8 protein-coding genes are annotated in these 7,729 nt (G+C 68.4%); 2 read left to right on the top strand and 6 right to left on the bottom strand.

Annotation, left to right across the window (positions count from 1 at the left end):
- The coding region (locus WBL05_RS04555) for a flavoprotein (protein ID WP_424224044.1) at nucleotides 1-431 on the bottom strand (431 nt) is incomplete at its 3' end.
- Nucleotides 432-478: 47 nt separating this feature from the next.
- On the opposite strand from WBL05_RS04555, the gene WBL05_RS04550 reads away from it, so the two are divergent.
- Nucleotides 479-1,174, top strand: a complete 696-nt coding sequence (locus tag WBL05_RS04550; protein ID WP_424224043.1) for an NRDE family protein — start codon at nucleotides 479-481, stop codon at nucleotides 1,172-1,174.
- A 21-nt stretch (nucleotides 1,175-1,195) separates the two neighbouring features.
- On the opposite strand, the gene WBL05_RS04545 is transcribed toward WBL05_RS04550, so the two are convergent.
- The 5 genes from WBL05_RS04545 to WBL05_RS04525 all read right to left on the bottom strand — a co-directional run bounded on the left by WBL05_RS04545 (nucleotide 1,196) and on the right by WBL05_RS04525 (nucleotide 6,283).
- On the bottom strand, nucleotides 1,196-1,642 hold the full coding sequence (locus tag WBL05_RS04545; RefSeq protein WP_424224042.1) for a heat shock protein transcriptional repressor HspR: 447 nt from the start codon (nucleotides 1,640-1,642) through the stop codon (nucleotides 1,196-1,198).
- Complete coding sequence (gene dnaJ, locus WBL05_RS04540; RefSeq protein WP_424224041.1) at nucleotides 1,639-2,805, bottom strand: molecular chaperone DnaJ; 1,167 nt, start codon at nucleotides 2,803-2,805, stop codon at nucleotides 1,639-1,641. Before dnaJ ends, WBL05_RS04545 begins: the two co-directional genes overlap by 4 nt.
- A gap of 29 nt (nucleotides 2,806-2,834) precedes the next feature.
- The gene (grpE, locus tag WBL05_RS04535; RefSeq protein WP_424224040.1) at nucleotides 2,835-3,407 is read right to left on the bottom strand and encodes a nucleotide exchange factor GrpE; all 573 of its coding nucleotides are present in this window, start codon (nucleotides 3,405-3,407) and stop codon (nucleotides 2,835-2,837) included.
- Between the two features lie 5 nt (nucleotides 3,408-3,412).
- The gene (dnaK, locus tag WBL05_RS04530; protein ID WP_424224039.1) at nucleotides 3,413-5,266 is read right to left on the bottom strand and encodes a molecular chaperone DnaK; all 1,854 of its coding nucleotides are present in this window, start codon (nucleotides 5,264-5,266) and stop codon (nucleotides 3,413-3,415) included.
- 159 nt (nucleotides 5,267-5,425) lie between these two features.
- Nucleotides 5,426-6,283: an alpha/beta hydrolase gene (locus WBL05_RS04525; RefSeq protein ID WP_424224038.1), complete on the bottom strand. Its 858-nt coding sequence runs from the start codon at nucleotides 6,281-6,283 to the stop codon at nucleotides 5,426-5,428.
- Nucleotides 6,284-6,619: 336 nt separating this feature from the next.
- Between WBL05_RS04525 and WBL05_RS04520 the strand changes: the two genes are divergently transcribed.
- Nucleotides 6,620-7,570, top strand: coding sequence for a restriction endonuclease (locus WBL05_RS04520; RefSeq protein WP_424224037.1), 951 nt, complete (start codon nucleotides 6,620-6,622; stop codon nucleotides 7,568-7,570).
- The last annotated feature ends 159 nt before the right edge of the window (nucleotides 7,571-7,729 follow it).

The following is a 7,729-nucleotide window of genomic DNA, read 5'->3' as shown; positions in this document are numbered from 1 at the left end:
GGACCGACCACGTGGACGCCCCGGGTGCGCAGGGTGGCCATGTTGGCCTGCGTGGCCGGGTGCAGCCACATCTCGGTGTGCATGGCCGGGGCCACCAGCACCGGCGCCCGGCTCGCCAGCAGCGTGGTGCCCAGCAGGTCATCGGCGAGCCCGGCGGCCATCGACGCCAGGGTGTTCGCCGTCGCCGGGGCGACGATGATCAGGTCGGCCCGCTGGCCGAGCGCGACGTGCCGGACCTGCGGCACGTCGTCGTGCACCGAGGTGGTGACCCGGTTGCGGGAGATCGCCTCCCAGGTGGGCAGGCCGACGAACCGCAGGGCGTCCTCGGTCGGCACCACGTGGACGTTGTGCCCGTCGCCGATCAGCAGCCGGACCAGGTGCACGGCCTTGTACGCGGCGATACCGCCGGTCACCCCAACAACGATCTCCATGCCGGCGATTGTCTCATCACCGAAACGGCCGGGTAGCGTTGTACGGCATGTGCACGGTGGTGATTCGCGTCCCGGACACCGACGGTGGGCCGGTCCGGGTGCTGGCTGTGCGGGATGAGGATCCGGGACGACCATGGCGTCCGCTGGGCCACTGGTGGCCCGACTACCCCGGCGTCCGCGGCGTCCAGGACGAGTTGGCAGGTGGGGCGTGGCTGGCGGTGGATGGCGGCCGGATGGCGGTTCTGGTGAACAAGTCCGGCGGAGCCGACGTCGAACGGCCGACCTCGCGGGGGCACCTGGTGCTGGACGCGGTGCTGGGTCGGCCACTGCCCGACCCGCTGACCACGCTCGGCTTCAACCTGGTGGTGGCCGAACCCGGACGGGCGACCGTCACCTCATGGCAGGGCGGCGACCCCACCCGGCTGGAACTGTCGCCGGGCACCCACATGATCAGCCACGGCGAGGTCGACGACCCGGACTATGAACGGATCCAGGCCTGGCTACCGCGGTTCTCGGCCGCCGACACCGGCGGCGAGCCATGGTGGACCGACTGGCTGGACATCCTGGCCGAGTCAGCGCAGTGGGGACCGAAGGATCCGCGGGCCATCATTCGCGACAACCGTCCCGACTACCCGACGCTCTCGCTGCTGGTCGTGGCCATCTCGGTCGACCAGGACGGTGCGCACGCGGCCATGGACACCCTGGCTGAGCCCGGGATGTGGAACCCGCTGCGGTTGCGCTGATCCGGTTGGTGGGTCAGCACCTCAGGCGACGCCGGGCGGGCTGATCCGGGCGGTCAGCGCCCGCGGCTGGCGGCCCATCCGACCCTGCGAGACGTATCCGGTGGTGCCGGCGCTGAACACCCGCGGGCCGCGCTGCTCCCGGGACTCGGTCAGCGAGCGGGCCAGCTCGGTGAGTTCGTCGATCCGCCGGCGGGCGGCCTCGAGCTCGGTCTGCAGCGCGATGATCCGGCGAATCCCGTTGAGGTTCACCCCTTCGTCCTGCGACAGCCGCTGGATCAGCCGGAGCCGGTGCACGTCCCGAGGGGAGTACCGCCGGCCGCCGCCTTTCGCGCGGCTGGGCACGACCAACCCCAGGCGGTCGTAGGTGCGCAGGGTTTGGGGATGCATGTCGGCGAGGTCGGCGGCAACCGAGATGCTGAAGATGGGCGTGTCGGCGTCCATCAACTGGGGAAGTCGGTCAGCGCTCATCGGTTACCCGCCAACAGTTGGGCCCGGGGATTGGGCTCGTGAGCGGCCTCGGCGTAGGCCTGCAGCGCCGCCCGCGCGGCGTCCGACAGGTGACCCGGCACCTGCACGTCGATGGTGGCCAGCAGATCACCCTTCTCACCGGTGGACTTGGTGACCCCGCGGCCGCGGATGCGGAAGGTCCGGCCGTTGGGGGTACCGGCCGGGATGCGGAGCTTGACGCTGCCGCCGCCCATGGTGGGCACCTCCACCTCGGCGCCGAGTGCGGCCTCACTGAAGGTGACCGGGACGGTCACGGTCAGGTTGTCGCCCTGGCGTCCGAAGACCGGGTGCGGACGCACGTGCACCACCACGTAGAGGTCACCGGGCGCGCCGCCGTTCTCGCCGGGGCTGCCCTTGCCCTTGATCCGGATCTTCTGGCCGTCGGTGACCCCAGCCGGGATCCGGACCTGCATGGTGCGCCGGCTCTGGGTGCGGCCGCTGCCGTGGCAGACCTCGCACGGGTCGTCCACGATCAGGCCCCGGCCGCGGCAGTCGCGACAGGGTTCGGTGACCTGGAAGACACCACCCGCGGTGGCCTGCTGCATGCCCGAGCCCTGGCAGGTCGGGCATACCCGCGGCATCGTGCCCGCCCTGGCACCGGTCCCCCGGCAGGCCGGGCAGGCCTCGTCACTGGCCATCTGGACACCGACGGTCTCACCCTCGACGGCCTGGTTGAAGCCGATCGTGACCTCACCCTCCACGTCGGAGCCGCGGCGCGGCCCACGCGTGGTGGTGCGGCGAGTGCCGCCGGCAGCACCCGCCTGCCCGAACAGGTTGCCGAGCAGGTCGCCCAGACCGGCGTCCCCCATGCCGCGGAAGATGTCCTCTGCCGAACCCCCTCCGCCGCCGGGGGTGCCGCCGCCACCGCGGGGGAAGCGGAAGCCCGACCCGAACAGGCTGCGCTGCTCGTCGTACTCTCGGCGCTTGTCGGGGTCGCTCAACACGTCGTGGGCCTCGGAGGCCTCCTTGAAGCGCTGCTCGGCGCTCTTGTCGCCGGGATGCTGGTCAGGATGGTTCTCACGGGCGATCTTGCGGAACGCCTTCTTGATCTGCTCCGGTTTAGCGTCCTTGGGCACGCCGAGGATCTTGTAGTAGTCCTTCTCCAGCCAGTCCTTGGTGCTCATTCGCCCACCTCCTTCCCAGCGTCAGTGCACTATTCCTGGTCCTGCTCGGCTTCCTGCGGCACCGCGACCACGACCCGGGCCGGACGCAGCACCTGGTCGTTGAGCCGGTACCCGACCTGCATCACCTCGTGCACGGTCATGGTCTCGGCGTCCGGATCGGGCACCTGCATCAATGCCTCGTGCAGGTGGGGGTTGAACTCGTCGCCAACCTTGCCGAAGTGGTCGAAGCCGTACGACTTGGTGACCTTGACCAGTTCGTCGGCGGTCAGTTTGAAGCCGCCGGTCAGTTCGTCGTGCTGCTCGGCCGCCAGGATGGCGTCGAAGACCGGCATCAGGTCGCGCAGCACGGCCTCTGTCCCGCCCTGCCGCGCCAGCGCCCGGTCACGATCCACGCGCCGTTTGTAGTTGACGTACTCGGCCTGGACGCGCTGCAGGTCCTCGGTCCGCTCGCTGAGCCGGGCCTCGAGTTCGCTCACGTCGGCCGTCGGGTCGGTGGCCCCGGCCTGCGCCGGGGCCTCCTGGTCCGGAGTCGGGGCCAGTTCGGTCTCCTCAGGCGCCTGGTCGGCGGTCTGGTCGACCCCCTGTTCCACCGGTTCGGTCATCAATATCAGTCCTTCTTGTCCTCGTCGTCGACGATCTCGGCCTCAACCACGTCGTCATCATCTGCGGAGTGGCTGTCGGTCGGACCCTGCTGGGCCTGGGCGGCCTGCTGCTCGGCCTGGCTGGCCTGGTACACAGCCTGCCCCATCGCGGAGGCCTTCTGGTTCAGGTCCTCCATGGCAGCCCGCACCGCATCGTCGTTGTCGGTGCCCTTCAGGGCCTCCTTCAACACGCCGAGCGAGTCGACCACCGGGGTCTTGACGTGCTCGGGGATCCTGTCGGCGTTCTCGTCCAGCAACTTCTCGGTGCGGAACGCCAACGCGTCCGCCTCGTTGCGCATCTCGACGCTCTCGCGGCGCTTGCGGTCGGCCTCCTCGTGGGCCTCGGCGTCGGCGACCATGCGGTCGATCTCGTCCTTGCCGAGCGCCGACCCGCCGGTGACAGTCATCGACTGCTCCTTGCCGGTGGCCATGTCCTTGGCGTAGACGTGCACGATCCCGTTGGCGTCGATGTCGAAGGTGACCTCGATCTGCGGCAGCCCGCGCGGGGCCGGCATCAGGCCGGTCAGCTCGAAGTTGCCCAGCGACTTGTTGTCGCGGGCGAACTGCCGCTCGCCCTGGTACACCTGGATCATCACCGAGGGCTGGTTGTCCTCAGCGGTGGTGAAGATCTCGGACCGCTTGGTCGGGATGGTGGTGTTGCGCTCGATGATCTTGGTCATCACGCCACCCTTGGTCTCGATGCCGAGGCTCAACGGGGTGACGTCCAGCAGCAGCACGTCCTTGACCTCGCCCTTCAGCACGCCGGCCTGCAGGGACGCGCCGAGCGCGACCACCTCGTCCGGGTTCACGGTCTTGTTGGGCTCCTTGCCGCCGGACAGCTCGCGGACGAGTTCCTGGACGGCGGGCATCCGGGTCGAGCCGCCCACCAGGATGATCTGGTTGATCTGGCTGACGTTGACCTTGGAGTCGGCCAGCACCGACTGGAACGGGCCCTTGCAGCGGTCGAGCAGGTCCTGGGTCATCCGCTGGAACTCAGACCGGGTCAGCTTCTCCTCGAGGTGCAGCGGGCCGTCGGCACCGGCGGTGATGTAGGGCAGGTTGATCTCGGTCTCCTGCACCTGCGACAGTTCGATCTTGGCGCGTTCGGCGGCCTCCTTGAGCCGCTGGCCGGCCATCTTGTCCTTGGCCAGGTCGATACCGGTCTTGTTCTTGAACTGGGTCACCAGCCAGTCGATGATCCGCTGGTCCCAGTCGTCGCCGCCCAGCCGCGGGTCGCCCTTGGTCGCCTTCACCTCGAAAACGCCCTCGCTGATGTCGAGCAGCGAGACGTCGAAGGTGCCACCGCCGAGGTCGAAGACCAGCACGGTCTGCTCCTGGTCGGCCTTGTCGAGGCCGTAGGCCAGCGCGGCTGCGGTCGGCTCGTTGATGATGCGGTCGACGGTCAGGCCGGCGATCTCGCCGGCTTCCTTGGTGGCCTGGCGTTCGGCGTCGCCGAAGTAGGCGGGAACGGTGATGACTGCGTTGGTGATCGGCTCACCGAGGTAGGCCTCGCCGTCGCGCTTCAGCTTCTGCAGCACGAAGGCGCTGACCTGCTGGGGCTTGTAGGTCTTGCCGTCGATGTCCTTCGACCAGTTGGTGCCCATGTGGCGCTTGACCGAGCGGATGGTCCGGTCGGGGTTGGTCACGGCCTGGCGCTTGGCAACCTCACCGGTGAGCACCTCACCGGTCTTGGTGAACGCGACCACCGACGGGGTGGTGCGCGAACCCTCAGCGTTGGGGATGACGGTGGGTTCGCCACCCTCCAGGACCGCGATCACCGAGTTGGTGGTGCCGAGGTCGATACCTACTGCACGAGCCATCTTTGTCTCCTTCTTCGTCACCAACACGGCGACTATTGCTAATGTTCTTGAGTCTGACGAGCTCAACTGGACGCTGCGTGACTTGTTGAGTCTAACGCACTCAAGTCGCAAGGTTGAGTCCACTCCACTCAACCATGGAACAATCAGGGTTATTCCCGCTCATCTGCAGCTTCGTGCGACTTCGTCGGCAAGGTTCGCCACCTGTTCGGCCAGGAACGGCCCGTGCCAGATCGGATCGTTGTGGCCGGCGTTGGCAACGATCACCTTCGCGTGCAGGTTGCCCACGCCCTCGGCAAGTTCCTCCGAAAGCCGGGACGGGATGATGTCGTCGGCACTCCCGGCCAGCACGACCACCGGAACATCAGAGGCGGAGAGGTTGTCACGCGCCGGGAACCGATCGACCAGGATCAGTTCGACCGGCAGCCATGGGTAGTGCACCTTCGCCACCGCGGCGAACCTCGGGTACGGGGAGCGCAGCACCACACCCGCGGGTGGGTGGGTGGTGGTCAGCCGGGCGACCACCCCAGTGCCGAGCGATTCACCGTAGTAGATGGTGCAGCCGCGGGCGAAGCCGCGCTGGGACAGGAAGGTGGCGGCGGCCCGGGCGTCCATCGCCAGGCCCTGCTCGGACGGTGAGCCCGGGTTGCCGCCGTAGCCTCGGTAGTCCAGCAGCAGCACGGTGAATCCCTGTGCCGCGAGCGCGGACGCCAGCGGTGCCCGGCCGGCCCGATTGCCGGCGTTGCCCGGCGCGACCAGCACCGCCACGCCACGATCGGTGGTGTCCGGCGGCATCAGCCAGGCGTCCAGTTCGAGGCCGTCCTCGGTGGTGAGGACGACGTCCTCGGCGCCCGGGAGGGCGGCGGCGGCCGACCCAGCGGGGGAGGTGTCGGGGTAGTAGATCAGCTGGCGCTGGAGCGAGGCGTTCACCATGACCACCACCAGCGGCACGGCAAGTGCGAGCGCGAGCAGGCCCAGAGTTCGCCGCAATTGCGGCCGTTCAGGCTGTCGTTCATCCACCCTGCCTCCCGTCGGCTGGCTCGACCTCTCCGTTGTCCGCCTTCATGCGTCCCCTCGCCTGGTCGGCGGCCCCCACCCCGCGCCATGCGTCCTCACCCGCACCACGCACCCCTCATCGCCCGCGCAACGTCTCGTCACCGGCCCGCGCCACGCGCCACCCCTTGAGCACTTTCCAGCCACGAGTACGGAAACTGCCCGTTTCCGGGGCGAAAGGCGAGCACTATCCGGGCCTGGGTACCGATTATCTACGCCCGAGCGCCGCCTGGCCGGCGACATGCCCCAATGCGCTGCTTCACGGCAGCTGGGCGCTAGCATCCCGGCAGGAGGCGATGCGGCGTGCAGGCGTGGTTCGGGGACCTGGTCGATCGGTTGGTGGCGCTGGAGCCGCAGGCGTGGCTGGTCCTAGTCGTGGTGGTGTTGCTGCTGGTCGGCTTCGGCTACCTCGGCAACTGGATCGTGGGGTCGATGCTGCGGGCCGGCTTGAGCGCCGAGTTCGGCCTGACAGACGTCCCGCACGGGATCCGGATCCGGTTGGGATACCGGGTGCCGGAAGGTGAGATGACTCTCTCTTTCCCCAGGTGGCTCTACCCAAATCGGGACGGGACCCGCGACCGGCGACGCTCCAGAAACGCGCTGATACGGGATTGGAGCACGTTGGCGCTCGGCAGGTACCGGGTCAGGAGCCGCAACCCGTTCCGGGTCTACGAACTGTGCAGGCAGGCCCGCGAGGCCGGCCACTGCGTCGCCTGGACGCTGGAAGAACAGGACAAGGGCCGGAGTTCCGAGCGCCGCCAACGGTTGCTCGGCGACCTCCGGAGCGCGGCGCAGATCGCCGCCAGATTCGCCGGCAATCCCACCGGCTTCGAGCACTACTGCGCCGGACTTTTCCGTAGTTCAGGGTACCTGGCCCAAGTGACGTCGAAGACGCGGGACGGCGGCTACGACCTCGTGCTGGAGCGCGGTGGCGTGCACTATATCGCCGAGTGCAAGTGCTACACCACCACCACGGTCGGACGGCCTGACCTGCAGAAGCTCGTCGGGGCGAACGTGACCGCGCGTGCACAGGGGATGATCTTCGTGACGACCAGCGACTACTCAAGCGATGCAAGGGAGTATGCCGGTCAAGCCGGCATCGAGCTGATCGACGGCCGACAGCTGACCTTGCTCGCCCGGCAGGTGGGCGGCTCAGCGGACCCGTCCCAGCCAGTTCTGGGTGCCATGCTGACCAACCGGGACCTGTGGCAGTATTACCCGGCGGACGTCCGTCCGGCCAACGCTCGAAGCTGAACGCGCCCCCTTTGGCATGATGCCCGGCTGAGGCGCCTAGCTGTACTGACCACGGAGATTGAGTACGCGCGGCGGGTCTGCTGGACATAGGGGAAGACCTCTGAGTGAAGTGTGGGACTTACGACAGAACCCATTTCACGAAACAGAGGTCTTCCATGC

It is taken from the genome of Brooklawnia sp., from assembly GCF_049651565.1.
Lineage (GTDB): Bacteria > Actinomycetota > Actinomycetes > Propionibacteriales > Propionibacteriaceae > Brooklawnia.
The sequence above is the reverse complement of the archived record's forward strand: the minus strand, read 5'-3'. Positions and strand labels throughout refer to the sequence as shown.

What these genes read in the sequence shown, in the direction of transcription:
- WBL05_RS04550 (WP_424224043.1), top strand. Translation starts at nt 479, where the DNA reads ATGTGCACGGTGGTGATTCGCGTCCCGGACACCGACGGTGGGCCGGTC.
- WBL05_RS04545 (WP_424224042.1), bottom strand. Translation starts at nt 1,642, where the DNA reads ATGAGCGCTGACCGACTTCCCCAGTTGATGGACGCCGACACGCCCATC.
- dnaJ (WP_424224041.1), bottom strand. Translation starts at nt 2,805, where the DNA reads ATGAGCACCAAGGACTGGCTGGAGAAGGACTACTACAAGATCCTCGGC.
- grpE (WP_424224040.1), bottom strand. Translation starts at nt 3,407, where the DNA reads ATGACCGAACCGGTGGAACAGGGGGTCGACCAGACCGCCGACCAGGCG.
- dnaK (WP_424224039.1), bottom strand. Translation starts at nt 5,266, where the DNA reads ATGGCTCGTGCAGTAGGTATCGACCTCGGCACCACCAACTCGGTGATC.